Here is a 25,216-nt window from a genome sequence, read left to right as displayed (position 1 = left end):
GTTGCGTGTGTGGGGGGTGCATCTCGACACGCACCGCGGCGCCGGCGGTGCTACTCGGTGAACGTCTGGCCGTCCTCGGAATAGGCGATCTGACCCGGGTCCAGGGCCAGGGCTGCGCGTAGCCGTCGGGCGCCGAGGGCGGACAGATGATCTCCCAGCCGCTCGGTCTCGACCCAGTGCACGGCGACGATCTCGCTGTCCTGCTTGACGATCCGCGCGATCTGCTCGTCGGTCAGCGTGCCGCCGTCGAAGATGAACTCGAGCGCGTCGTCCCACCCCAGATGGGGCGGCATCCAGTCCACCACCCGCAGCCGCAGCCCGGTCACCGTGAGCGACAGCTCCTCGGCAACCTCCCGGATCGCACCCGCCTGCGGCGACTCGTGCGGCTCGACCACGCCACCGGGCAACTCCCAGTCGGCCTTGAAATGCGTGTCACACAACAGAATCCGGCCGGTGTCGTCGCGGAACACCACGTGGGCGATCACCCGCTTGGTCGCCAGCACCGAGTTCATCACCCCCGAGAAACCGGCAGGCCCGGTGCTGAGGTCGTCGACCAGTCGGGCATACAGCGCCACGTCGCCGAGCGACCCGTCGGGCAGCCGGATCGCCTGTCGGCGTACGCCTTCGCGCCGGAACCCGGACCGGTGCAGCGCACGCAGCGCCATCGTGTCCCGGAGCGGCAGCGCGACCTCGACCCGGCGCAACCCGCGCCCGATCAGCGCGTCGTCGGTGGCCAGCCCGATCGCCCGGGTGAGCGTCTCGAGGTTGGTCGGCGCGTTCCACTGCAGGACGCCGATTCCGTCACCCACCACCTGCAGGTTGATGGTGAACTCACCGGGGTGCTCGGGCTGGCCGCCCGGCTGGGTCACTGCAACCCCGGGTCACCGGGGATCTCGGCGGTCTGGGTGGGATCCCACTGCAACCAGATGGCACCGAGCGGCGGCACGGTCACCTCGGCGCTGTGCTGCATCCCGTGGGCGGGCAGCTCCAGCGCCTCGACCCGGCCCAGGTTGCCCCATTCGCCGGAGCCGTCATAGTCGGCCGAGTCGGTGTTCAGCACCTCCCGCCAGATGCCGGGGTGCGGCAGCCCGAGGGTGTAGCCGGTGCGCGGGACGGGGGAGAAGTTGACCGCCACCGCCAGGTGCCGGCCCTCACCGTCGGAGCGCAGGTAGGAGAACACGTTGCCCTGGGAGTCGTCGGCGTTGATCCAGCGGAAGCCGGCCGGGTCGTTGTCCAGCTTCCACAGGGCCGGGGTGTCCCGGTAGCGGTGGTTGAGGTCGCGGAACAGCTTCTGCAGCCCGTCGTGTCCCCACAGGTCGGACACCCACCACTCGAGCCCCTTGGACTCGTCGAACTCCGAACGCTGCCCGAACTCGTTGCCCATGAAGATCAGCTGCTTGCCGGGGTGGGACCACATGAACGCGTAGTAGGCGCGCAGGCTGGCGAACTTCTGCCAGTCATCACCCGGCACCTTGTTCACCATCGATCCCTTGCCGTGCACGACCTCGTCGTGGCTGATCGGCAGCACGAAGTTCTCCGAGAAGGAATAGACCATTGCGAAGGTCATCAGGTGGTGGTGATACTGCCGGTGGATCGGCTCCTCCTCCAGATAGCGGAGGGTGTCGTTCATCCAGCCCATGTTCCACTTGAAGCCGAAGCCGAGGCCGCCGTGGTGCACCGGCTTGGTCACCCCCGGCCAGGAGGTGGACTCCTCGGCGATGGTCATCACGCCGGGCTCGCGTTCGTAGAGGTGCTTGTTCACGTATTGCAGCAGCTCCACGGCCTCGAGGTTCTCCCGGCCGCCGAAGCGGTTCGGCACCCAGTTGTCGCCGCGGGAATAGTCCAGATAGAGCATCGAGGCGACCGCGTCGACGCGCAGGCCGTCGATGTGGAACTCCTTGATCCAGTAGAGCGCGTTGGACACCAGGAACGACTTGACCTCGTTGCGGCCGAAGTTGAACACGTAGGTGCCCCAGTCGGGCTGCTCACCCTGGCGCGGGTCGGCGTGCTCATAGAGCGCCGTGCCGTCGAACCGGCCCAGAGCCCACTCGTCCTTGGGGAAGTGACCGGGCACCCAGTCCATGATCACACCGATCCCGGCCTGGTGCAGGGTGTCCACCAGGTAGCGGAACTCGTCGGGCGTACCGAAGTTGGACAGCGGCGCGAAGTAACCGGTCACCTGATAGCCCCAGCTGGGGGCGTACGGGTGCTGGGCCAGCGGCAGGAACTCGACGTGGGTGAATCCCTGCCAGGTCACGTATTCCACCAGCTCGTGGGCCAGCTCGACGTAGGTCTTGCCGGGCCGCCAGCCGCCCAGGTGGATCTCGTAGACGCTGAGCGGTTCGGCGTGCGGCTGGCTCTTGGATCGCCGCTCCAGCCAGTCGTCGTCGTTCCAGGAATAGTCGCTCTCGAAGACGATCGAGGCGGTCTCGGGTGCCGACTGGGCGAACCGGGCCATCGGGTCGGCTCGGTCGATCCAGCGGCCATCGGCCCCGTGCACCCGGTATTTGTAGACCGCCCCGGCCGGTACGCCCGGGATGAAGGTCGCCCAGACGCCGGTGCCGGGGACCAGCTCCATCGGGTTGGCCTCACCGTTCCAGCCGTTGAAGTCGCCATAGACGCGCACCTCGCGCGCGTTCGGTGCCCACACGGCGAAACGGGTCCCGGAGATGGTGCCGCCCTCGCCGTCGGCCACCTCCATCACGTGGCTGCCGAGGCGGCGCCACAGTTCGGTGTCACCCGCGCGGTGGAACCCCTCCAGGTCGGTGCCGGTCAAGCCTCCAAATCGGTCAAAGCTCATCGTGCTGCCTCCCGTGAATCGTCGGTGGGGCGCGAATCGGCGAGTATGCCGAGCGCAGCCAGTGGGATGTCCAACCAGGCCGGCCTGTTGCGGGCCTCGTAGACCACCTCGTAGACGGCCTTGTCGCCGAGGTAGGCATCGACGACACTGCGGTCGCCGGGCGCCAGAGACTTTTCGCCGGAATCTTCAGCGAGACCGGAATATCCGGCCAGAAAGGCGGTGCTGGTCGCGGCCACCCAGGCGCGTGCGTCCTGCGCAGGGCTGCCCGCGTTGCGCACGGCGAACCCGCCGGCATAGTCGAGCGAGCGCAACATCCCGGCCACGTCGCGCCAGACGGTGTCCGGCTCGCGTCGCTCGGCCAGGGTCTTCAGCGGTTCACCCTCGAAGTCGATGATCCGCCAGTTGCCCGCACCGTCGCGCAGGGTCTGGCCGAGGTGGAAGTCGCCGTGCACCCGCTGGGTGACCAGCTCGGTCCCGGCCAAGGTGTCGAACAACCGCTGCAGGCCGGCGCGATGGGCCGCAAGTTGTGGCACCACGGCGATTGCGGCGTCCAGCCGTTCGGACATGCCGGTCGCCGAATCTGCTCCGGGACGCCGGCTCTCACCGAAGGCGACGGCCAGGCCGGTGTGCACCCGCCGCAGCGCCACCCCGAGGCTGTACGCCTCCGCGGTGAAGTCGCCGCCGGCCGTCGCCGACTCCACGGCCACCTCCCAACCGTCGGTGACCCCGCGCAGCTGTTCCACCAGCATCCCCGCGTCCGCGCGGCAGGTCTGACCCGAAGAGTCGCGCCACTCGACCTCCAGCCAGCCGAACAGCTGGGCCACCTCGTCGGCCGCGGGTCCGTCGGCGAGCGCCCGGTGCACGTCGATGTCGAGGTTGCGGCCCAACTCGAGGCGGCGGAACAACTTGAGCATCGCCACGTCGCCATACATCACCGAGGTGTTGGACTGCTCACCGCCGAAGATGCGCGGCTCCAGGGCGGCGCTGACCGCGTCGGCGTCGAGCAGGTGGGCGGCCACCAGCGCGTCGTCGGTGGTCTGCTCCGCACCGCCCAACAGGACCGCCAGCAGCAGTCTCTGGGCGTGCGGGTCGCGGGTGGCGTCGTGCAGGGTCACCTCGCCCAACTCGGGGTCGGCATAACTGCCGATCTCCACCCCGCCGCCGGGGGAGTCCGCGCCGCGGTGGCTGAGCGCCAGCAGGTAGTGGTGGGTCTCGGACGCGCCGTCGTTGTTGCGCACCTCGGCGATCTCGAACCGGACGGCCAGTTCGGGGGTGGGCGGGGCCAGCCAGGGCAGCGGGTGGATCGCGACGAGTTCGGCGTCCCGGCCCTTCCCGGCGTACCAACGGGCGGACTGGATGTGCTGCCAGAGCAGGGAATCACGCGATGTCGTCATGATCCTCCTCGCGTTCGTGCTGGGCGATCTCCTCGGCGTGGGCCAGGTCGGGGTCGTCGGCCATGATTCGCAACCAGAGGAAACCGTGCCCGGCGACGTCGATCGAATAGTCGTGCGCGGTCTCGGTGTCGATCGGATGGTGATCGTCGTCGCGGAGCAGGTCGAAGGGGACCAGCCCTCGGAAGCGGGAGAGGTCCAGCTTCGTGGTCTGCGGTTCGGCCGACAGGTTGTTCACGCACAGCACCGAGATCCGCTGTCCGGACTCGTCGCGATGCGAACGCAGGAAGGAGAACACCTTCTCGTTGTCCCCGCCCAGGTCGGTGAAGTCGCCCAGCCCGAACACCGGATGGTTGCGCCGGATCACCAGCATCGCGCGCAACCAGACCAGCAGCGAACCGGGGTCCAGCATCTGCTGCTCGACGTTCACGCCCTCCTTGGCGTACCGCGGATCCTGGATCAACGGGAGATAGAAGGAATCCTCGTCCGCGGTGGAGAATCCGGCCCCGTCCTCGGCGGACCACTGCATCGGCGTACGCACCCCGTCGCGGTCGTGCAGCCAGATGTTGTCGCCCATCCCGATCTCGTCGCCGTAGTAGAGCACCGGCGAACCGGGCAGGCCGAGCAGCATGGCGTGCAGCAGGTGCACCCGCTTCAGGTCACCGTCCACCAGCGGAGCCAGTCGGCGACGGATGCCGATGTTGCACTTCATCCGCGGGTCCGGGGCGTACTCGGTCCACATGTACTCCCGGTCCTCGTCGGAGACCATCTCCAGGGTCAGCTCGTCGTGGTTGCGCAGGAAAGTGCCCCATTGGCAGCCGGTCGGGATCGGTGGGGTGTCGGCGAGGATGTCGGAGATGCAGGCCCGGGACTCCTGACGCAACCCCATGTAGAGCCGCGGCATCACCGGGAAGTGGAACGCCATCTGGCACTCGTCGTCGTTGCCGAAGTATTCGACCACGTCGTGCGGCCACTGGTTCGCCTCACAGAGCAGGATCCGGCCGGGGAATTCGGTGTCCACCATCCGGCGCACGGCCTTGAGGATGCGGTGGGTGCCGTCGAGGTTCTCGCAGTTGGTGCCGTCCTCCTCGATCAGGTAGGGGACCGCGTCCAGCCGGAACCCGTCGATGCCCATCCGCAGCCAGAACCGGATCGCGTCCAGCATCTCGGCCAGCACCTTGGGGTTCTCGAAGTTCAGGTCGGGCTGGTGGGAATAGAAGCGGTGCCAGAAATACTGCCCGCGCACCTCGTCGTAACTCCAGTTGGAGGCTTCGGTGTCCACGAAGATGATCCGGGCATCGGAGTACGCCTCCGGCACCTGGCCCTCGAGCGGGCCGCCGTCGGACCACACGTAGTAGTCGCCGTAGGGGCCGTCGGGGTCGCTGCGGGACTGCTGGAACCACGGGTGCTGATCGGAGGTGTGGTTCATCACGAAGTCGATGATGATTCGGATGCCGCGCTCGTGCGCCCCCTCGATGAAGGCGCGGAACTCCTCGACGGTGCCGAGCACGGGAAGCACTCCGGTGTAGTCGGCCACGTCGTAGCCGCCGTCGGCCAGCGGTGAGGGGAAGAACGGCGGCAGCCACAGGCAGTCGACTCCCAGCCACTGCAGGTAGTCCAGCTTTTCTGCCAGGCCGGCGAAATCCCCCACGCCGTCGCCGTTCGAGTCGCGGAAGCTGCGCACCATCACCTCATAGAAGACCGCCTTCTTGAACCATTCGTGGTCCTCGGGGTCCATCCCCGCGTCAGCGGGGAGCAGCGGCTCCTCGGCGGGATGGGTGCGGTTGTCGATGGTTTCTGTCACCGTTCCTCGAATCAGTCTTCTGGGTACGCCTGAATCGCTGGGCTCAGCCCTCACGGACCACCAGCACGTGGGCAGGGTTGGCCGGGGTCAGCCGGACGTAGTTGCGCGGTCCCCAACGGAAGTGCTGTCCGGTGATCGCGTCGTGCACCTCCAGCACCGACGCCTGGGTGCGCCCGAGCGCGGTCAGATCGAGATACACCTCGGACTCCTGGGTGTTGTGCGGGTCCAGACTGCACACCACGATCACCGTGGAATCGCCGTCGGTCTTGGAATAGGCGATGATCTGCGAGTTCGGCACGTGGTGGAAGGTGATCTGGCGCAACTGCTGCAGCGCCGGCTGCTCCTGGCGTACCCGGTTGAGCAGCCGGATCAACTGGTTGAGGTTGCCCCGTTCGCCACCGGACCAGTCCCGCGGCCGATACTGGTACTTCTCCGAATCGAGGTATTCCTCACCGCCGACGCGCAGCGGCTCACCCTCGAACAGCTCGTAGCCCGAATACATCCCCCAGCTGGGCGACATCGTCGCGGCGAGCACGGCGCGGATGGTGAACCCCGCCGGCCCGGAGGTCTGCAGGAACTTCGGGTTGATGTCGGGGGTGTTCACCCAGAAGTTGGGGCGATAGAACGAGTCCATCTCGGTGGTGAGCTCGCGCAGGTATTCCTCGAGCTCCCACTTCTCGTTGCGCCAGGTGAAGTAGGTGTAGGACTGCTGATAGCCGACTTTTCCGAGCAGGTGCATCATTTCCGGCTTGGTGAACGCCTCGGCCAGAAACAGCACGTCGGGGTCGGTGCGGCGTACCTCGCCGAGCAGCCAGGCCCAGAACTCGACCGGTTTGGTGTGCGGGTTGTCCACCCGGAAGATGCGCACCCCGTGCGACATCCACAGCTTGAGCACCCGCAGCGATTCGTGATAGATACCGGCGCGGTCGCGGTCGAAGTTGATCGGATAGATGTCCTGGTACTTCTTCGGCGGATTCTCTGCATAGGCGATGGTTCCGTCGATCCGCTCGGTGAACCACTTCGGGTGCTCGGTGACCCACGGGTGGTCCGGAGCTGCCTGCAGGGCGAAGTCGAGGGCGACCTCCAGGCCCAGCGAGTTCGCCTTCTCCACGAACCGGTCGAACGCGTCCCAGTCACCCAGATCCGGGTGCAGCGCGTCGTGGCCACCTTCAGTGTTGCCGATCGCCCATGGCGAGCCGGGATCACCCGGACCGGGGGTGAGCGTGTTGTTCGGCCCCTTGCGGAACTGGGTGCCGATCGGGTGGATCGGAGGCAGATAGACGACGTCGAACCCCATCTCGGCGGCCGCCTCCAGCCGCTCGTGGGAGGAGTCGAAACCGCCGGACACCCAGCTCTTGCTGGCCTGGTCGTAGTGCGCCCCCTGGGAGCGTGGGAAGAACTCGTACCAGGCGCTGAACAGGGCGCGGCGCCGGTCCACGAACAGCGGATAGTCCGGGGTCGGGGTGACCAGTCGGCGCGGGCCGAAGCGCTCCATCAGGCGGCCCACGTCCTTGTGGAGCAGCTGTTCCAGGCGGTTGTCGACCGAGCTCTTCGGGTCGCACAACGGCTCGAGCTGCTCCAGTCGACGAGCGGCCTGCTCATCGCCGGCCTGCTTCGCCGCAGCCGCGGCCTCGGCGTACAGCAGTCGTCCCTCGCCGAGCACCAGCTCGACGTCCAGACCGGCCGGGAGCTTGATCTCGGCGTGGTGCTCCCAGGTGTGCCAGGGGTCGTCCCACCCCTCGACGCGGAACTTCCAGGCCCCCATCCGGTCGGGGCGGATCCACGCCTCCCACCGGTCGAAGCCGACCGGCTCGCAGGGGTGCATGTCGATCCGCTGCTCGGTGCCGTCGGGGTCGGTCAGGATGACCGACGCGCTCACCGAGTCGTGCCCCTCGCGGAACACGGTGGCGCGGATCGGGATGCGCTCTCCCTCGGTCGCCTTGGGGGAGTAGGCGCCCCCCTCGACCACGGGCTCGACCTTCGTGACCGGGATGCGTCCGGTGACCTGACCGATCTCGGCGGTCACGGTGGTGGTGCCGGCATCGGCGGCCCGGCGTGGTTGGTTCTGGTGAATCGGCGAAACAGGCTGACTGGGCGTGTTGGCTGTCACAGTTCCAACGTAGCGGCACTGCGTTTGCCTGTCAGCGGGCCCCCGGGTGGGCGATATTCGCTGACCGGCGGTAGCGACGCGCGCGGTGCCGCGGAACGGCCGACAACCCGGTAAGGTTCAGGCACGTGCGTGCTATTCGTCGTTTCATCGTGCAGCCGGTGCTGCCCGACTCGCTCAAGCCGCTCGATGAGCTGGCCACCAACCTTCGCTGGGCCTGGCACGAGCCGACCCGTGAACTCTTCCGTGCAGTCGACCCCACCCTGTGGGACACCGTCGGCCATGACCCGATCAGCCTGCTCTCCCAGGTCGACCCGGCCCGCCTGCAGCGCCTGAGCCAGGACCCGAAGTTCGTCCGCAACCTGGATCGGGAACGCGCCGACCTGGCCGAATACCTTTCGGCCGACCTGTGGTTCCAGCAATATGCCGCGGCCAACGACGTGCCGTCGGCGATCGCCTATTTCTCCGCCGAGTTCGGCATCTCCGAGGTGCTGCCGATCTATTCCGGTGGCCTCGGCATCCTGGCCGGCGACCACCTGAAGGCCGCCTCCGACCTGGGCGTACCGATCATCGGGGTCGGTCTGCTCTATCGGCATGGCTATTTCCGGCAGTCGCTGGATGCCAGCGGCTGGCAGCAGGAGCGCTATCCGACCCTGGACTCGAACGCGCTCCCGGTCACTCAGCTGACCGAGGACGGCAACCCGGTGACCATCGAGGTCAGCGTCCTCAACCGGACCATGAAGGCCACCCTGTGGGTGGCCCACGTCGGCCGGGTGCCGCTGCTGCTGATGGACGCCGACGTGGAGGGCAACACCGACGACCAGCGCGCGGTCACCGACCGGCTCTATGGCGGCGGTACCGAGCACCGGTTGGCCCAGGAGGTGCTGCTGGGCATCGGCGGCGTACGCGCGGTGCGCGAGTTCTGCCGGATCACCGGGCACGCGACCCCGGACGTCTATCACGCCAACGAGGGACACGCCGGATTCCTTGGCCTGGAACGAATCCGTGAATATCTCGCCGAGGGGATGGACTACGACGCTGCCGTCGAGCGGACCCGCGCCGGCAATGTGTTCACCACCCACACCCCGGTGCCGGCCGGCATCGACCGTTTCCCCCGCGAGCTGGTCGTCGACCAGTTCCACGACTTCGACGGGCTGCCGCTGGACCGCATCCTCGCCCTGGGCGAGGAGGACTACGCCGGTGGCGACCCGGGTCGGTTCAACATGGCGGTGATGGGGTTCCGGCTCGGGCAGCGGGCCAACGGCGTCTCCGAGCTGCACGGCGAGGTGTCGCGGGAGATGTTCCACGGGCTGTGGCCGGCCTACGACGTCAGCGAGGTGCCGATCGGCTCGATCACCAACGGCGTACACCATCGCACCTGGATCCACCCCGAGCTGCTGGAGCTGCTGCACAGCCCGACCGGGGACTCCGACACGGTCCTCGACGGCTATGACTGGTCGGGCCTGGACCGGGTCGACGACAACACCATCTGGGCGCTGAAGCGGCAGATGCGCGGTGACCTGATCACCATGGCCCGCGAGCGGCTGGCCGCCAGTTGCCGCAACCGCGGCATCTCCGCCGACTGGGTGGCCAACGCCCTCGACCCGAAGGTGCTCACCCTCGGCTTCGCCCGCCGCGGCGCCTCCTACAAGCGGCTCACCCTGATGCTGAGCGAGCCGGAGCGGCTGAAGAAGCTGCTGCTCGATCCGCAGCGGCCGATCCAGATCGTGATCGCTGGCAAGTCGCACCCGGCCGACGACACCGGCAAATCGCTGATCCAGACCATGGTCCAGTTCGCCGACGACGAGGAGATCCGGCACCGGATCGTCTTCCTGCCCGACTATGACATCTCGCTCGCCCGCCCGCTCTATCCGGGTTGCGACGTGTGGATGAACAACCCGCTGCGCCCCTATGAGGCCTGCGGCACCTCCGGGATGAAGGCGGCCCTCAACGGAGCTGCCAACCTGTCCATCCGCGACGGCTGGTGGGACGAGTGGTACGGCCCCGACTGGGGCTGGGAGATCCCCTCGGCCGAGGGGATCACCGACCCCGCGGCCCGCGACGCGGCCGAGGCGAAGGCGCTCTATGAACTCATCGAGAACGAGGTCGTGCCGCGCTTCTATGACGTGGACAGCAACGGGTTGCCCAAGCGCTGGATCCAGATGATCCGCGACACCATCTCGGGTCTCGGCCCGAAGGTGCTCGCCTCGCGGATGGTGCGTGACTACACGACCGAGTTGTACGCCCCAGCGGCGGTCTCGGCGGGCACCATCGACGCCGCCCGGGCCGCCGAGCTGGCCGTCTGGAAGCGCCGAGTCCGCGCGGCGTGGCCGCAGGTGCGGATCGAGCACGTCGAGTCGAGCAACTCCGGCACGGTGCAGGTCGGTGAGCCGATCCACATGTCGGCCCAGGTCAGGCTGGGGGAGCTCACCCCCGAGGACGTGCAGGTGCAGCTGGTGGCCGGTGCGGTCGACGCCAACGACGAGATCCACGACGTGCGGACCTACGAGATGGGTCTGGTCGGTGACGTCACCGACGGCTATCGGCGCTATGAGATCACCCGGGACGCCCGCCACACCGGGCTGGTCGGGTTCACCGTGCGGGTCGTGCCGAAGCACTCGCTGCTGCTCACCCCGGCCGAGCTGGGCGTTGCGGCGTTGCCACTCGGCACCATGTGAGCCCGGATGGCGGTGACGGCAGCCGACGAGGCCACTGCGTCGACGAGGCTGTTGCGCCGTCGTTGGTGGGCGGTGCTGGTGCTGTCGCTGCTGGCCGGGGTTTCGACTCTGTTCGTCCCGCTGGCTCCGGTGGTGCAGCACACGGCCACCTATCACTGGCGTGGTGCCGACGGTGAGGTGGCGCTGCCGCTGAACCCGTATCGGCCCGAGCGGCTCACCCTCGGTTGGGAGTGTGCCGCGATCGGTCCGGAGGCGGGCCCGGTGCTGACCACGGTGCGGGCCACTGACGAGGGGTTGCTGGCGAATCGGCTCGATCTGGCGGTGGGTGGCGGCGAGGTACGCCTCATCACGCGCGGGGTGACGATGGCGCTCGCTGGGGCGTACCCGTGTGGGCGGGCGCAGGTGGTGTTCGACGGTTCCGGGGTGCGGTTGTTCCGCGACGGGGTCGAGGTGGCGCATCGGGCCGGGGACCTGCGGCCGGTGATGGACGGGCTGTCCGGCCCGGGGCTGGGCGCGGTGACCGCGGAGGTGGTGGCCGACACTCAGTGGGACAGCTCGCCGACCGTGCTCAAGCAGGTGCTGATCGGGCTCACGGTGGTGCTGCTGCTGGCCGCGGTGGTGCTGGCGGTCTTGACCGACCGGCCGCGGCGAGCGGTGCGGCGTACCCGCTGGGTCGGGGGTGGCTCGGTCGGGGGCGAGTGGTGGCGCCGGCACTGGGACGACGTGGCGCTGGTACCGGTGATGGTGTTCGGGGTGATCGCCGGCGGCGCGACCGATGACGACGGGTTCATCGCGCAGATCCTCGGTACGCGGACCACCAGCGGCTATCTCGGCAACTACGTGCGCTGGAACAACGCGCCGGAGGCGCCCTTCGGCTGGTTCTATGAGCTCTATTCGCGCTGGGGCGTGATCTCGATGGAGCCGGTCTGGTTGCGGCTGCTGCCGGCGCTGCTGGCGGCGTTCGGCTGGGTCGTGCTGCGGCACGCCCTGCTGCCGCGGTTGCTGGGCCGGTCGCTGCTGGGCAGGTCGGGCGGGGCGTTGTGGCCGCGGCTCGCGCTGCTGGCCGGATTCAGCGGCTTCTGGCTGGTGTTCTGCAACTCGTTGCGCCCAGAGATCTGGTTCGGAGTCGGGCTCGGCGTGGTGATGTGGTGCGTGCTCGACGCCCTGCACCGGCGCCGCGCGTGGCCGCTGCTGGTCGGGGGACTGGTCGCGGGTCTGACGGTCGGGACCGGGCCGACCGGGCTGGTGGCGCTGGCCCCGTTCGTGCTGCTGCTCCGGCCGCTGTGGCGATGGCTGGGGCGCGACCGGGTGCGCGCGGCGGCGTTGGGCGTGTGTTGGCTGGCCTGTGTCGGCGCGGTCGGGTTGCTGGCGTTCGCCGACCAGAGCCTGGCGGCGGTGGTCTCGGCGACCGACGCCCGCAACGCCTTCGGGCCGACCTTCCCGTTCTGGCAGGACCCGATTCGCTATTGGCGGTTGTACATGTCGTTCGCCGCCCGGCAGTGGACGGTCTATCTGGCCGGGGTGGCGCTGCTGCTGCTCGGCGTACGCCTGATCCGCTGGCGGGGGCGGGGCCTGCTGCCCGGGCTGAACCGGCGGGTGGTGTGGCTGGTGGTCGGCTCGGCGCTGGGCCTGGTGGTGGCGATGGCGATGTCGCCGACCAAGCTGCCGCATCACTTCGGGGCGCTGGTGCTGATCGGGCCGTTGGCGATGGCGGGGGTGACGCACCTGCTGCAGCGGCACCGGGGTCGGGCGTGGGCCGGGGTGCTGGTCGGGGCGTCCATCGCCGTGTTCGGTGTTTCCCTGCACGGCAACAACACCTGGTGGAAGTTGTCCACGCTGGGGCTGGTCGCCGACCGCGACCTGCCCCCGGTTGCCGGGGTGTCGATCGCGAGCTGGTTGGTCGGTCTCGGAATTGTGATCGGGGTGCTCGTCTGGGCGGTGCCCCTGCTTGCTCGGTCCCGTGCGGGCGGCCGGTTGCGTACGCGCGGACGGACCGCTGCGGCGTACGCTCTGGCGCTGACGCTGCTGACCGGGTCGCAGTACGCGAACTTCGCGGTCGCCGCGGTGAAGCGGGGACCGGAGCGGTACACGATGGCGTCGGCGGCGCTCTCGGCCATGTCGGGGGAGGGTTGCAAGCTGACCCGGTCGCTGGCGTACGAACCGGATCCGGTGGCTGGGCTGCTGCCGGTCGCCGAAGGGCCGAACCTGTTCACCGACGGACCGGTGTGGGGGATTCCGACCTGGCAGAGCCACAACGATCGGGTGGCGATGACCAGTGGATGGTACGCCCTTTCGGACAGTGTGCGCAGTGGGCAGTGGCCGGTGGTGATCGGTGTCTCCGGCATCGACGCGGGGCATCGGGTGCGGGTGGAGTTCGATCGCGGTGGGGCGCGGCAGCTGATCGCGGAAGGAAAGACGATCGGCATCAACGGGCTGGTCGACGAGCGCGTGCTCCCGCCCAAGGCAGCGACCCGGTTTCGGGTGGTGCTCGAGTCGGACGGCCCGAGCGCTGCGGACGCGCCGTTCGTGATCGGTGCGCCGCGGGTTCCGGTGACGCGGCCTCTGATGGAACTTGCCCAGAGCGAGCGGATCGCGGTCGCGTGGAACCTGGCGTTCTTCGCCCCGTGCCTGACCGCGCCGGTCGAGTGGCGGGGGACCGTCGAGATCGCCGACTACATCCTGTCCGACTCGGTGCAGCCGGGTAACACTTCCTACAACTCGCGCACAGGTGGTCCGTTCGCCGGGGTCCTCGGGCTCACCACCGCCAACCGCGTTCCGCTCTATGCGCCGCATGACTATGAAGAGTGGGAGATGGAGGGTCTGGACCTGATCCGCCTCGACCCGCGCTACGGAAAGCCGCCGCCGGCGGCGGTGATGGGCTCGCGGGTACGCTCCGGCTGGGACCCCGTCCCCACCGTTCCCTGAGCGAGATGCTCCTATTGGTTGAAGGGTGAAGCCACCTGTCCCTTGGGTGTTGTGCGTGGGGCTGTTGCAGTTTGCTCCCGTAGTGGGAGCAGTGTGGGACACGGTCTGGTGCGTTCGGTCTGGGTGAGCGGTGGCGCGGGTGGGCTGTGGATAAAGGGGTGTTGCTGGCTCGAAGTCGTTGGCAGAATGTTGGTCATCCACTCACCCCCTTGTGGAGGCCCGGATGGCTCGGTTTCGCGGTGTTGCGTTGGCAGGCATGGTGCTGCCTGTGGTTGTGGTGGCGGGCTGTGGTCCTGGTGGGGGTACGCCGGGGTCGGTGAGTCCGGAACCGACGTCGGTGTCGCCGATGCCGAGTCCGAGTCCGAGTCCGACGGGGAGTCCGACGCCGAGTCAGGAGCAGTTGACCAAGCAGGTTCAGGCCGCGTATCAGATCGCGTTCGACGAGTTTGAGCGGTTGTCGCGCGAGGGTGGGGCTGATCAGCCGTCGGCCAAGATGCTCGAGGTTGAGGAGCCCGGGTATCTCGACCAGGACATGGCTTTTCTTCGCGATCAGAAGGCCACCGGATACAAGGTGGTGGGGGAACCTGCCATCACCAGGAGTCGATCGGTCCCTAGCGTCGAAAAGAGCGGGTCTGATCGCCGACTCACTCTCCAAGTTTGCGAGGACCGGCGTGGTTCTTCGGCGGTATTCCGTGACGGAAAGACTGAGCGAAATCGGCTGTGGCAGGGCTTCGTCTACGCCAAGGCTTTCAGCGGTCGGGTCAAGCTGGTAGACATCGATACCTCCGAGGTCGAGCGATGCGACTGGTGAGCCTTGGAGCCGTGCCGCTCGCACTGATCCTGCTGGGAGGAACGGCTCCTGCCGAGGCCGCGGGACCGCAGGGTAAGGGAGGAAACAAGGGTGCGACTACGGCGGAGCTCACTCCCACGGGTGCCCGGTTGACGGGTGAAGATGCCACATCGCCGGTGTCCGTCCCACCTCCAGATACGCGATACAACCCGCCCGGGTCGGGCGATCGCGACAAGGTGCGTCCGAGTTCGAACGGCCAGTCCGCAATGGCAGCTGGACCGCCGTGTATTCCTGAGCCCGGAGTTTCGTGCGAACAGTGGGTTCCCGATCCGGCCGTGGCGGCTCCGGGGGCGGTGGTTCCTCCTCCGCCGGATCCTCGGGTGGTGGCGCAGCGGGCGGTGTTGCAACTGCGGGTGCCGGCGCCGGTGGCGCGGGTGGGGCCGGATCCGTCTGTGAATGAGTGGAAGATGGCGGTGGTGGGTTATCCGTTGTGGTTGTGGGCCGAGGGTCAGGATCGGTATGACGCGACGGTGACTGAGCAGGGGATCACGCTGATGCTGTCGGCGCGTCGGACGAGCACGCGGTTTGATCTGGGTGATGGGACAGTGAAGTTCTGTGGGTGGACCACTCCCTATCACTCGGGGGTGGCTCCGGCCGCCCCATCCCCGAGTTGTGGTCATCGGTATCTGAGGCCGTCGCCGAAGGGCGGCAGCTATGCGGTGTCGGCGACGACGTTTTGGGAGGTGACGTGGTCGGGGTTGGGTCAGACGGGCACGTTGCCGTTGGAGCGGGTTGGTCCGACGATGCGGCTTCCGGTGGGTGAGTTGGTGTCGGTCCGCACGGGCGGCTGATCGGCCGCCCTCAGGGAGTCACGTCGAGCACCAGTTCGTGGGCGGTCCCGTCGCTGCCGACCTGGCGCAGCGTACGCCCGATCGCCGAAAGGCAGTGCTCGGACTCATATGCTTCCAGAGCCAGAGCCGGCCCCAGCCCCGCCGCCATCAGCGCGGCTGGCTCGGCATCTCCCTCGGGGAGGTCCGCGCGGCAGGCCAGTTCTCGCCGGCGGGGGAGCACTCCCGACACCGCACTCATCCTGTCGGCCAACGGGGCGGACACAGCCTTTCTGGTCGCGGTCCCCAACTCGGCCAGTTCGCCGACGGCCAATTCGCGCGGGATCGGCCAGCACAGTGACAACGCGATGCTCCCTGCTTCCCGCCCCTCGCCCATGGCGGTCCACCACGACCCGTTGGGCCTGGCCGAGTGGTCGGCCAACCACGTGAACATGGCGCCGAAACAGGAGTTCGCCGCCTCGACGTCCTCGAGCTCGGCCAGGGCTTCATCGGAGCTGGCGTCGTCCGGGACGCCGATCGCCACCGTCATCCCCACCCAGGCCTGGGGCTCGGCCGCACGCTCCGTCACCGGCCAGTCGCCCGGGTCGAAACCGTCGATCACCTCGGCCAGGGCGAGCGCCTGGTCCTCGGCATCCCGACGGAGCTGCAGCCGTTGCCGGTGTTCGGCCACCGAGAACGCGTCGAGGTCGACCAGCTCGGCCATCGGCACCCCAGCCTCGCGCAGGGCCTTGACCAGATGACCCGTCCTCACCTGGCTGGGGGAATAGCGGCGATAGCCGTTGAACGGGTCGACCGCGGCCGGCACCAGGATGCCGCGCTCGTCATACAGGCGCAGCGCGCGCTGGGTGATTCCGGTCTGCAGGGCGAACTCGCCGATGGTCAGTTCTCGCATCAGTGATCCTCTCGTTGGTGGCTACCAATACGGTCAGCCCTGACGAAAGGTGAGGGTCAAGCAACCTGGCGAGGCTCAGAGCTCGGCCTGCAGCACCACGACGCTACGCCCCGGTACGCCCAGGGTGGAACCGGCGTCCAGAACCTCTTCCGCAGAGGGGAATTCGCCGTCGAAGCCGGAGTGCACGACGACCCGCCAACCCTTCGCCCACGAGTCGCCGGGCAGGGTCACCTCGATCCCGCTCGGGTCACCGTGGAACCAGATCAGGAAGGCCGAATCGGCGTCCGAGGTGTACATCCCGAGCGTACGCCGGCCCCCGTCGTGCCACTCGTCCTCGCCCATCTGCACCCCACCCTGGTGGAACCAGGTCAGGTCGACCCGACCCAGCCCGTTGCCGTCGGCGTCGGTGACCTCCTCGTGGTGGCGATAGTTCTCGGCCCGCAGCGCGGGAAATTCCGAACGCAGGCGAAGAATTTCCTTGGTCATCCCGAGCAGGTCGCCGAACGTGTCCAAGGTGTCCCAGTGCACCCACGAGATCGGGGAGTCCTGGCAGTAGGCGTTGTTGTTGCCGCCCTGGGTACGCCCCATCTCGTCACCGGCGGTGATCATCGGTACGCCCACGGCCAGGCACAGGGTCGCCATCATGTTCTTCACCTGACGGTGTCGCAGCGCGTTGATCCCGGGGTCGTCGGTCTCACCCTCGTGCCCGCAGTTCCAGGACCGGTTGTCGTCGGCCCCGTCGCGGTTCTCCTCACCGTTGGCCTCGTTGTGCTTGCCGTCGTAGGTGACCAGGTCCCGCAGCGTGAACCCGTCGTGGGCGGTGATGAAGTTCACCGACGCGCTGGTGTCGCGACCGTCCACCTCATAGGTGTCGGGGGATCCGCACAGCCGACCGGCCAGCTCCTGCACGCCGCTGATCGCGCCGCGCCACCAGTCGCGGGTGAAGTTGCGGAAGTGGTCGTTCCACTCGCTCCAGCCCGCACCCCAGCGGCCGACCTGATAGCCGAACGGGCCCATGTCCCACGGCTCGGCGATCATCTTGATCCCTTCGAACGCAGGATCTTCGGCGATCGCCTTCTTGAACGCGTGCTCCTGATCGACGTGGTGGTTGCGGTCACGGATCAGCTCCGAGGCGAGGTCGAAACGGAACCCGTCGACACCCATCTCGGTGACCCAGTAGCGCATCGAGTCCAGCACCAGCGCCAACACGCCCGGCTCGGAGGTGTCGACCGAGTTGCCGCAGCCGGTCACGTCGTAGTCGTTGCGCAGGTCCTCGGTGAGCCGGTAGTAGCCGCCGTGGTCGATGCCCCGGAAGGACAGGGTCGGGCCCTCGTGACCACCCTCACCGGTGTGGTTGTAGACCACGTCGAGGATGACCTCGATCCCGGCCTCGTGCAGCGCGCTCACCATCTGCTTGAACTCGGCCACCTGCTGACCCAGGGTGCCGACCGAGCAGTACGCCGCATGCGGGGCGAAGAAGCCGAGGGTGTTGTAGCCCCAGTAGTTCGACAGACCGCGGCCGATGATGAACGGCTCGGACACGAAGTGGTGACAGGGCAGCAATTCCACGGCGGTGATGCCGAGCGAGACCAGGTGCTCGACCACCGCCGGATAGGCCAGTCCGGCGTACGTTCCCCGCAGGTGTTCCGGCACCGCCGGGTGCAGCTGGGTGTACCCCTTGACGTGGGTCTCATAGATCACCGACTCCGACATCGGACGCCGCTGCGCGATCGGGGTCGGCGCAGCGGTTTCGGCGACGACCACGCTCAGCGGAACGGCCTCGGTGGAGTCGGTCGGGTCCAGCTCGTAGTCGTCGTGCTCGGGGTGGTCCAGGATCGGGCCGTTGTAGTCGACGCCGGCGGTGATCGCCCGGGCGTACGGGTCGAGCAGCAGCCGCGCCGGGTTGAACCGCGAACCCTCGGTGGGAGCCCAGTCGCCGTGCACCCGGAATCCGTAGCGCTGCTCGGCCTCGACACCGGGCACGAACACGACCCACACCCCGTCGTCGTTGCGGGTCATGTCATGGTTGCGCTGGCTCAGGTCCTCGGCCACCAGCGCCAGTTCGACCCGCTTGGCCCGCGGGGCCCACAGAGCGAAGTGGCAGCCGCCGTCCTGCAGCCTGGCTCCCAGGATCGAGCTGTCCAGCGGTGCCGGCAATTCCTCGACAACCAACTCTGTGGTCATTTCCTGTTCCTCCTGCTCGGGCGGCCGGCGGGGGCCCATACGGGTGCCCGCGCGACTTTGTGGGTGACGCCGCTTGTGCGGCATGCAGCACCACATTGTGCACCACCGACGCCAATCCGGGGGCCTCACCGGCGCGCCGCGGCGGCCACTAGACTCGGGCCATGACTGAACCTCAGGGGGCGCAGTTTACCAACGCGTTCGATTCCGGAAACGAGTTCGTACGCCTGGAGGTCGCCGACGGGATCGGCGTACTCCGCGTGGACCGGCCGAAGATGAACCCGCTCGACCTCGGTATCCAGTTGGCCATCGGCCGCTGCGCCCGGGAGGCCGCCGGCCGCGACGACGTCGCGGCCGTGGTGGTCACCGGGGGTGAGAAGGTGTTCGCCGCCGGCGCCGACATCAAGCAGATGCTGAACATGGGTCAGGCGGAGATGACCGCCGAGATCGACGCCATGCACGACGCGTTCGAGCAGTTGGCCCGACTGCCCAAACCGACCATCGCCGCGGTCAACGGGTACGCCCTGGGCGGCGGACTGGAGCTGGCGCTGGTCTGCGACGTCCGCTTCGCGGCCGAGGACGCCAAGCTCGGTCTGCCCGAGATCACCCTTGGCCTGGTGCCCGGGCTCGGCGGGACCCAGCGGTTGGCCCGGCTGGTCGGCTCGGCCCGGGCCAAGGACCTGATCTTCACCGGCCGGATGGTCGGCGCCGAGGAGGCCGAGCGGATCGGGCTGGTGGAGCGGGTGCTGCCGGCCGGGGAGGTGCAGCAGGCCGCCCTGGACTGGGCGAGGCAGTTCGTCGGCGGCCCGGCCGTGGCGCTGCGCGCGGCGAAGGCGCTGGTGGACCGCGGCGGCGAGGTCGATCTGGTCACCGGCCTGCAGCTTGAGAAGTCGTGGTTCAGCGCGCTGTTCGGCACCGAGGACCGCCGGATCGGCATGCAGGCGTTCGTCGACAAGGCGAAGGCCAAGTTCCTCGGCCGTTGACTTGCGACCTGGTTACCCACGGGTAATATTGGACGCGGCCCGAAGCCGACCGCGGGTTTCACTACCATGAGCCTGGATTTCACACAGAGAAGTGGAGAGAGATGAAGATCGTCACGCTGGTCAAGCATGTGCCGGATGCCACCGGCGAGCGGAAGTTCGCCGACGACGGCACCGTCGATCGGGCCGCGGCCGACGGACTGCTCTCGGAGCTCGACGAATATGCGGTCGAGCAGTCCCTCCAGGTCGCCGAGGGCGGCAGCGAGGTCGAGGTGGTCGCGGTCACCATCGGCCCCGACGACGCCGCCGATGCGATCAAGAAGGCCCTGCAGATGGGCTGCACCTCCGGCGTACACGTGAACGACGAGGCGATCCACGGCTCCGACGCGCTGGCCACCAGCGCCATCCTGGCCGCCGTGGTCCGCAAGGTGCAGCCCGACCTGGTGATCTGCGGGATGGCCTCCACCGACGGCGCCATGGGCGTCGTGCCTGCGATGCTCGCCGAGCGGCTCGAGTGGCCGGCGGTCACCTTCGGCGTCGACCTCAAGGTGGACGGCGACACGGTGTCCATCCGCCGCGACGGCGACACCGCCTCCCAGACCATCGAGGCCACGCTGCCCGCCGTGGTCTCGGTCACCGACCAGTCCGGCGAGGCCCGCTACCCCTCGATGAAGGGGATCATGGCCGCCAAGAAGAAGCCCGTCGAGCAGTGGACCTTGGCCGATCTCGAGGTCGACCCGAGCACCGTCGGGCTGGCTGCGGCGTACACGAAGGTTGTCGACACGACCCCCCGCCCGCCCAAGGAGGCCGGCAAGAAGGTCACCGACGAGGACGGCAGCGGCGCCGAGGCGCTGGTCGAGTTCCTGTCCGCCGGCAAGTACATCTGAGCCCGAGAGAACGAGGAGAAACCCATGTCGAACGTAGTCGTTCTCGCCGAGGTCACCGACGGCCAGGTCAGCAAGCCGACCCTGGAACTGCTGACCCTCGCCCGTCGCATCGGTACGCCCGTCGCGGTGGTCTTCGGCCAGGCCGGTGAGGCCGCCGCCAAGCTCGGCGAATATGGCGCCGAAACCGTCTATGAGGCCACCGACGAGAGCCTGGAGAAGTACCTTGTCGCGCCCAAGGTGGACGCCCTGCTGACCGCCGTGGCGCTCGCCGAGCCGGTCGCGGTGCTGCTGTCCTCGGGGCTGGACAACAAGGAGGTCGCCGGCCGGCTGGCGGTCAAGCTGGAGACCGGCCTGATCACCGACGCCGTCGACATCGACGCCGACGGGGGCACCGTGCAGTCGGTGTTCGCCGGCAACTGGAAGGTGCAGGCGAACACCAACACCGGTCTGCCGATCGTCACTGTCAAGCCCAACTCGCTGGCGCCCGAGCCGCAGGCCGCGGCCGGCACCGTGGAGCCGCTGGAGTTCGAGCTGGACGAGAGCTTCCGGCAGGCGAGCGTCACCGCCTCGGAGGAGAAGAAGGCGTCCAGCCGTCCCGAGCTCACCGAGGCCGCGATCGTGGTCTCCGGTGGCCGCGGTACCGGGGGCGACTTCTCCGAGGTCGAGGCCCTGGCCGACGCACTCGGAGCCGCCGTGGGCGCCTCCCGCGCCGCGGTCGACTCCGGCTGGTACCCGCACAGCTACCAGGTCGGCCAGACCGGGAAGACGGTGTCCCCGCAGCTCTACATCGCCAACGGCATCTCCGGGGCCATCCAGCACCGGGCCGGCATGCAGACCTCCAAGGCGATCGTCGCGGTCAACAAGGACGATGAGGCGCCGATCTTCGAGCTGACCGACCTCGGTATCGTCGGCGACCTGCACAAGGTGCTGCCCGCCGTCGTCGAGGGTGTCAAGGCCAAGCGCGCCTGAGCGGCGTACGCTGCTCGTGTGAGCGATCAGCGGATCAGCACCCTCGACCAACTGCGCGAGCACTATCCGAACGAGCCGGTCGGGCCCTCCATCGCGAAGGAGCTCGACCGGATCTCGCCGTTGTACGCCCGCTGGATCGGCGCCTCGCCGTTCTGCGTGGTCAGCACCATCGGCGACGGCGGTCTGGACAACTCCCCACGTGGGGATGCGCCCGGTTTCGTGCGGGTCCGCGATAAGCACACCCTGGAGATTCCTGACCGGCGCGGCAACAACCGGCTGGACACCCTGCGCAACCTGCTCGCCGACGACCGGATCGGGCTGATCTTCGTCGTGCCGGGCGTCGAGGAGTGCGTCCGGGTGCGCGGCCGGGCCCACCTGTCCGTCGACCCCGAACTGCTCGAATCCCACATCATGCAGGGGAAGCGGCCGGCCAGCGTGATCGTCGTGACGGTCGAGCGGGTCTATTTCCAGTGCGCACGGGCGATGAAGCGGTCCCGGCTGTGGGACGTCGAGTCACAGGTGCCCCGAGGCGTACTGCCGACCGCCGGGATGTTCACCGAGGCGGCCGGCGGTTTCGACCGGGCGGAGCGGGAGGCATACGACGCCGCCCTCGACCAGCGCCAGCGCAGGACCCTCTACTGATGAGGCACTACCTGGACAACGCGGCCACCGCACCGATGCGGCCGGAGGCGTACGCCGCGATCACCGAGACCCTGCAGCTGACCGGCAACGCGTCCTCGCTGCACGGGTCGGGGCGACGGCTGCGGGCGGTGCTGGAGGACGCCCGCGACCAGCTGGCCGCCGACCTGGGCTGTGACCCGGTGGAGGTGGTGTTCACCTCCGGCGGGACGGAGGCGGACAACCTGGCCGTGCAGGGCGCCTGGCGGGCCCGGCCGACCGGGCGGATCGGACTTCGCGAACGTCTGGTCAGCAGCACCATCGAGCACCCCGCCGTGGCCGACACGCTGGCCGCGCTGGCCGCCGAGGGGGCCGACGTCGCCCGCTGCCCGGTGGGGGCCGATGGCCGGCTGGATCCTGAGGCGCTCGCGGCCCTGCTGGAAGTGCCCACGCTGCTGACCACGGTGATGTGGGTGAACAACGAGCTCGGGGTGGCCCAGGACCTCGCGGCGGTGGTCGACGCGGCGCGGACCGCCGGGTCGTGGGTGCACAGCGACGGCGTGCAGGCGCTCGGACACCTGCCGGTCGACTTCGCCGGTTCGGGGCTGGACCTGCTCACCGTGACCGGGCACAAGGTCGGCGGTCCGGTGGGGCTGGGGGCGCTGCTGGTACGCCGGGAACTGCCGCTTCGGGCGTACGCCTTCGGCGGCGGCCAGGAACGCGACCTGCGCTCGGGCACCGCCGCCCCGGCACTGGCCGCCGGATTCGCTGCAGCGGTGCACGCCGCCGTCACCGAGCGGAAGACCGAGGAGGCCCGGTTGGCCGGGCTGCGGGAGCGGCTGCTCGCCGGCCTGCCCGAGGACGCCCGGGTGAACGGCGGGCCGGGGTCGGCGGCGATCGTCAACGTGTGGTTCCCCGGGTGCCGCTCCGACGACCTGCTGATGCTGCTCGACGGCGCTGGGATCGACTGTTCGGCCGGTTCGGCCTGCTCGGCCGGGGTGACGCGGCCCAGTGACGTGCTGCTGGCGCTGGGCCACGACGAGGACCGGGCCACCGAGTCGCTGCGGTTCTCGCTGGGCTGGGCGAGCACCGAGGCCGACGTGGACGCCCTGCTCGCCGTGTTACCGGCCGTGGTCTCGCGGGCCCGGGCCGCCCGCTGAGGGCCGGGGACCGGGGATAACCACTGACAAGTCGGGACCGGGTAGGCTTGGGCGGTCCGAACGAGCGGGAGATCCAGGGAGGTGACCGAGGTGAAGGTGCTGGCAGCGATGTCCGGGGGAGTGGACTCCGCGGTGGCCGCCGCGCGCCTGGTCGACGCCGGTCACGAGGTCACCGGGATGCACCTCGCCCTGTCGAAGAACCCGCAGTCGTTCCGCTCCGGGGCCCGCGGCTGCTGCTCCAAGGAGGACGCCCACGACGCGCGGCGGGCGGCCGATCGGCTCGGCATCCCGTTCTATGTCTGGGACCTGAGCGACCGGTTCTCCGCTGACGTGGTGGACGACTTCGTCGCCGAATACGCCGCCGGGCGTACGCCGAACCCGTGCCTGCGCTGCAACGAGAAGATCAAGTTCGCCGCCGTGCTGGAGCGCGGACTCGCGCTCGGGTTCGACGCGGTGGCCACCGGCCACTACGCCCGATTGAGCACCGGGGCGGACGGCCAGGTGCAGTTGCACCGCGCGGTCGACCCGGGCAAGGACCAGTCCTATGTGCTCGGCGTGCTCGACCAGCACCAGCTGCGGCATTCGCTGTTCCCGTTGGGCGAATCGCTCAAGTCCGAGGTGCGCGAGGAGGCGGCCGCCCGCGGGCTGCGGGTGGCCAGCAAGCCCGACTCGCACGACATCTGCTTCATCCCCGACGGTGACACCGCCGGCTTCCTGGACCGCCGGCTCGGCACCCGCGCCGGTGACGTGGTCGACGAGACCGGTGCCAAGGTCGGCGAACACGACGGGGCGCACCACTTCACCGTCGGGCAGCGCCGCGGGCTGCGCCTGGGGACGCCGGCCGCCGACGGGCGTCCGCGCTATGTGCTCAATCTGTCGGTGGTGGACAACACCGTCACCGTCGGGCCCGAGGAATCGCTGTCGAGGCAGGAGATCCGCGGCATCCGCACCACCTGGACCGAGCGGCCGGTGGGGGAGTGGACCGGGGTCGCCCAGGTGCGCGCGCACGGCGAACCGATGCCGGCGGAGTTCCGCGCCGACGCCGACGGGCTGCGGGTCCGCCTGGACCGTCCCGTCCGCGGTATCGCCCCCGGCCAGGCCGTCGTCGGCTATGCCGGCGATCGGGTGATCGGCAGCGCCACCATCGCGGCCACGCTCTGATGACGATCCCGGTCACCATGCTCGGGTCCTGGCCCGGCACCGATTTCGCCGCGACGCAACGGATGCTGCTGGGTGAGCTGCCCGAGCTGTCCCACCTGGTCGAACTGCCCGCCCGCGGGGCCGGATCCGGGATGATCGGGCGCACCGGGGCGCTGCTCGCCGGCCTGTCGCTGGACCTGCAACCCGCCGGCTGGCGGTTGGTGGACCACCCCGGAGTCGACGTACGCCGCGCCCGCGCCGACTGGCGCCGCGACCTGGACCAGCTGGAGGAGCAGGCGCAGGGGTTCACCGGTGCGCTGGTGGTGTCCCTGGCCGGACCGTGGACGCTGGCCGCCAGCGTCGAGAAGCCCCGCGGGGACAAGGTGCTCGCCGACCACGGCGCCCGCCGCGACCTGGCCGGTGCCCTCGCCGAGGGGGCGGCCGACGCGCTGGCCGAGGTGGCGCGTCGGATCCCCGAAGCGTCGGTCCGGTTGCAGCTGGACGAACCGCTGCTGCCGCAGGTCCTGGCCGGGAAGGTGTCCACCGCCAGCGGGTTCGGGCGGCACCGCACCGTGCACGCCCCCGAGGCGAGCGAGGCGCTGCGCCTGGTCGAGTCGACTGTCCGGGCCCGGCTCGTCGACGCCCAGCCGGAGGGTGCGGCGTACCGCAGCGTGCTGCACTGCTGTGCCGAAGGCGTGGACGTCGACCTGGTGCTGGGTGCCGGGTTCGACGACCTGTCGATCGACGTACGACACCTCAGCGGCGCCGCGCGTGACCGACTCGGTCCCCGGCTGGAGCAGGGCAACGGGCTGTGGCTCGGGATCGCGCGGACCGATCAGGTCGATCAGGTGCCGCGCCCGGACCGGTTGTGCGATGCGGCGCTGGCAGCGGTCCAGCCGTTCGAGCTCGGGTCGGTGCTGGCCGACCGGCTGGTGCTCACCCCCGCGTGCGGCTTGGCCGGGTGGTCGCCCCGGGCCGCGCTCGGTCTGCTGCGGTCGCTGCGTGAGGCCGCGGGGCTGTTGGCGGAGCGGCTGGCGGACTGACCC

18 protein-coding genes are annotated in these 25,216 nt (G+C 69.1%); 11 read left to right on the top strand and 7 right to left on the bottom strand.

All coding sequences use genetic code 11. The features are described from left to right. Window positions 1–50 precede the first annotated feature (50 nt). The 5 genes from CGZ93_RS13010 to CGZ93_RS12990 form a co-directional block, all read right to left on the bottom strand. Window positions 51–869 (bottom strand): NUDIX hydrolase, encoded by an 819-nt coding sequence (locus tag CGZ93_RS13010; RefSeq protein WP_094364588.1) that lies wholly within the window; start codon window positions 867–869, stop codon window positions 51–53. Continuing rightward, window positions 866–2,800 (bottom strand): 1,4-alpha-glucan branching protein GlgB, encoded by a 1,935-nt coding sequence (gene glgB / locus CGZ93_RS13005; RefSeq protein ID WP_094364587.1) that lies wholly within the window; start codon window positions 2,798–2,800, stop codon window positions 866–868. Before glgB ends, CGZ93_RS13010 begins: the two co-directional genes overlap by 4 nt. Beyond that, the gene (locus CGZ93_RS13000; protein ID WP_094364586.1) at window positions 2,797–4,194 is read right to left on the bottom strand and encodes a maltokinase N-terminal cap-like domain-containing protein; all 1,398 of its coding nucleotides are present in this window, start codon (window positions 4,192–4,194) and stop codon (window positions 2,797–2,799) included. Before CGZ93_RS13000 ends, glgB begins: the two co-directional genes overlap by 4 nt. Next, window positions 4,178–5,929: a maltose alpha-D-glucosyltransferase gene (gene treS / locus CGZ93_RS12995; RefSeq protein ID WP_094364747.1), complete on the bottom strand. Its 1,752-nt coding sequence runs from the start codon at window positions 5,927–5,929 to the stop codon at window positions 4,178–4,180. The genes CGZ93_RS13000 and treS overlap by 17 nt, the downstream gene beginning before the upstream one ends. A 109-nt stretch (window positions 5,930–6,038) precedes the next feature. Beyond that, a complete protein-coding gene (locus CGZ93_RS12990; RefSeq protein ID WP_324252447.1) occupies window positions 6,039–8,105 on the bottom strand; it encodes an alpha-1,4-glucan--maltose-1-phosphate maltosyltransferase in 2,067 nt (688 codons plus the stop codon). Between the two features lie 125 nt (window positions 8,106–8,230). Between CGZ93_RS12990 and glgP the strand changes: the two genes are divergently transcribed. The 4 genes from glgP (at window position 8,231) to CGZ93_RS12970 (ending at window position 15,346) form a co-directional block, all read left to right on the top strand. Continuing rightward, window positions 8,231–10,780, top strand: coding sequence for an alpha-glucan family phosphorylase (gene glgP, locus CGZ93_RS12985; RefSeq protein ID WP_094364585.1), 2,550 nt, complete (start codon window positions 8,231–8,233; stop codon window positions 10,778–10,780). 6 nt (window positions 10,781–10,786) lie between these two features. Continuing rightward, complete coding sequence (locus tag CGZ93_RS12980; RefSeq protein ID WP_094364584.1) at window positions 10,787–13,705, top strand: arabinosyltransferase domain-containing protein; 2,919 nt, start codon at window positions 10,787–10,789, stop codon at window positions 13,703–13,705. A 400-nt stretch (window positions 13,706–14,105) separates the two neighbouring features. After that, window positions 14,106–14,516 (top strand): hypothetical protein, encoded by a 411-nt coding sequence (locus tag CGZ93_RS12975; RefSeq protein ID WP_094364583.1) that lies wholly within the window; start codon window positions 14,106–14,108, stop codon window positions 14,514–14,516. A 362-nt stretch (window positions 14,517–14,878) separates the two neighbouring features. Then, entirely contained in the window at window positions 14,879–15,346 is a 468-nt protein-coding gene (locus CGZ93_RS12970; RefSeq protein WP_141211209.1) for a hypothetical protein, read from the top strand. A 10-nt stretch (window positions 15,347–15,356) separates the two neighbouring features. Here the strand turns inward: CGZ93_RS12970 and CGZ93_RS12965 are convergent, their stop codons facing one another. Both CGZ93_RS12965 and glgX read right to left on the bottom strand, forming a co-directional pair. Beyond that, window positions 15,357–16,235 carry a MerR family transcriptional regulator gene (locus CGZ93_RS12965; protein ID WP_094364581.1) on the bottom strand — a complete coding sequence of 293 codons (879 nt, stop codon included), beginning with the start codon at window positions 16,233–16,235 and terminating at the stop codon, window positions 15,357–15,359. A 75-nt stretch (window positions 16,236–16,310) separates the two neighbouring features. Then, window positions 16,311–18,419: a glycogen debranching protein GlgX gene (gene glgX, locus CGZ93_RS12960; RefSeq protein ID WP_094364580.1), complete on the bottom strand. Its 2,109-nt coding sequence runs from the start codon at window positions 18,417–18,419 to the stop codon at window positions 16,311–16,313. Between the two features lie 161 nt (window positions 18,420–18,580). Between glgX and CGZ93_RS12955 the strand changes: the two genes are divergently transcribed. The 7 genes from CGZ93_RS12955 to CGZ93_RS12925 all read left to right on the top strand — a co-directional run bounded on the left by CGZ93_RS12955 (window position 18,581) and on the right by CGZ93_RS12925 (window position 25,213). After that, window positions 18,581–19,399, top strand: a complete 819-nt coding sequence (locus tag CGZ93_RS12955) for an enoyl-CoA hydratase/isomerase family protein (RefSeq protein ID WP_094364579.1) — start codon at window positions 18,581–18,583, stop codon at window positions 19,397–19,399. Window positions 19,400–19,500: 101 nt separating this feature from the next. Next, window positions 19,501–20,283: an electron transfer flavoprotein subunit beta/FixA family protein gene (locus CGZ93_RS12950; RefSeq protein ID WP_094364578.1), complete on the top strand. Its 783-nt coding sequence runs from the start codon at window positions 19,501–19,503 to the stop codon at window positions 20,281–20,283. Between the two features lie 24 nt (window positions 20,284–20,307). Beyond that, window positions 20,308–21,252, top strand: coding sequence for an electron transfer flavoprotein subunit alpha/FixB family protein (locus tag CGZ93_RS12945; RefSeq protein WP_094364577.1), 945 nt, complete (start codon window positions 20,308–20,310; stop codon window positions 21,250–21,252). Between the two features lie 18 nt (window positions 21,253–21,270). Further along, the gene (locus CGZ93_RS12940) at window positions 21,271–21,894 is read left to right on the top strand and encodes an MSMEG_1061 family FMN-dependent PPOX-type flavoprotein (RefSeq protein ID WP_094364576.1); all 624 of its coding nucleotides are present in this window, start codon (window positions 21,271–21,273) and stop codon (window positions 21,892–21,894) included. Beyond that, on the top strand, window positions 21,894–23,030 hold the full coding sequence (locus tag CGZ93_RS12935) for a cysteine desulfurase family protein (RefSeq protein ID WP_094364575.1): 1,137 nt from the start codon (window positions 21,894–21,896) through the stop codon (window positions 23,028–23,030). Before CGZ93_RS12940 ends, CGZ93_RS12935 begins: the two co-directional genes overlap by 1 nt. Before the next feature lie 108 nt (window positions 23,031–23,138). Continuing rightward, entirely contained in the window at window positions 23,139–24,191 is a 1,053-nt protein-coding gene (gene mnmA, locus CGZ93_RS12930; protein WP_094364745.1) for a tRNA 2-thiouridine(34) synthase MnmA, read from the top strand. Beyond that, a complete protein-coding gene (locus CGZ93_RS12925) occupies window positions 24,191–25,213 on the top strand; it encodes a uroporphyrinogen decarboxylase/cobalamine-independent methonine synthase family protein (protein ID WP_094364574.1) in 1,023 nt (340 codons plus the stop codon). Before mnmA ends, CGZ93_RS12925 begins: the two co-directional genes overlap by 1 nt. Window positions 25,214–25,216: the final 3 nt, after the last annotated feature.

Source organism: Enemella dayhoffiae (genome assembly GCF_002250625.1).
GTDB classification, from domain to species: Bacteria; Actinomycetota; Actinomycetes; order Propionibacteriales; family Propionibacteriaceae; genus Enemella; species Enemella dayhoffiae.
The sequence above is the reverse complement of the archived record's forward strand: the minus strand, read 5'-3'. Positions and strand labels throughout refer to the sequence as shown.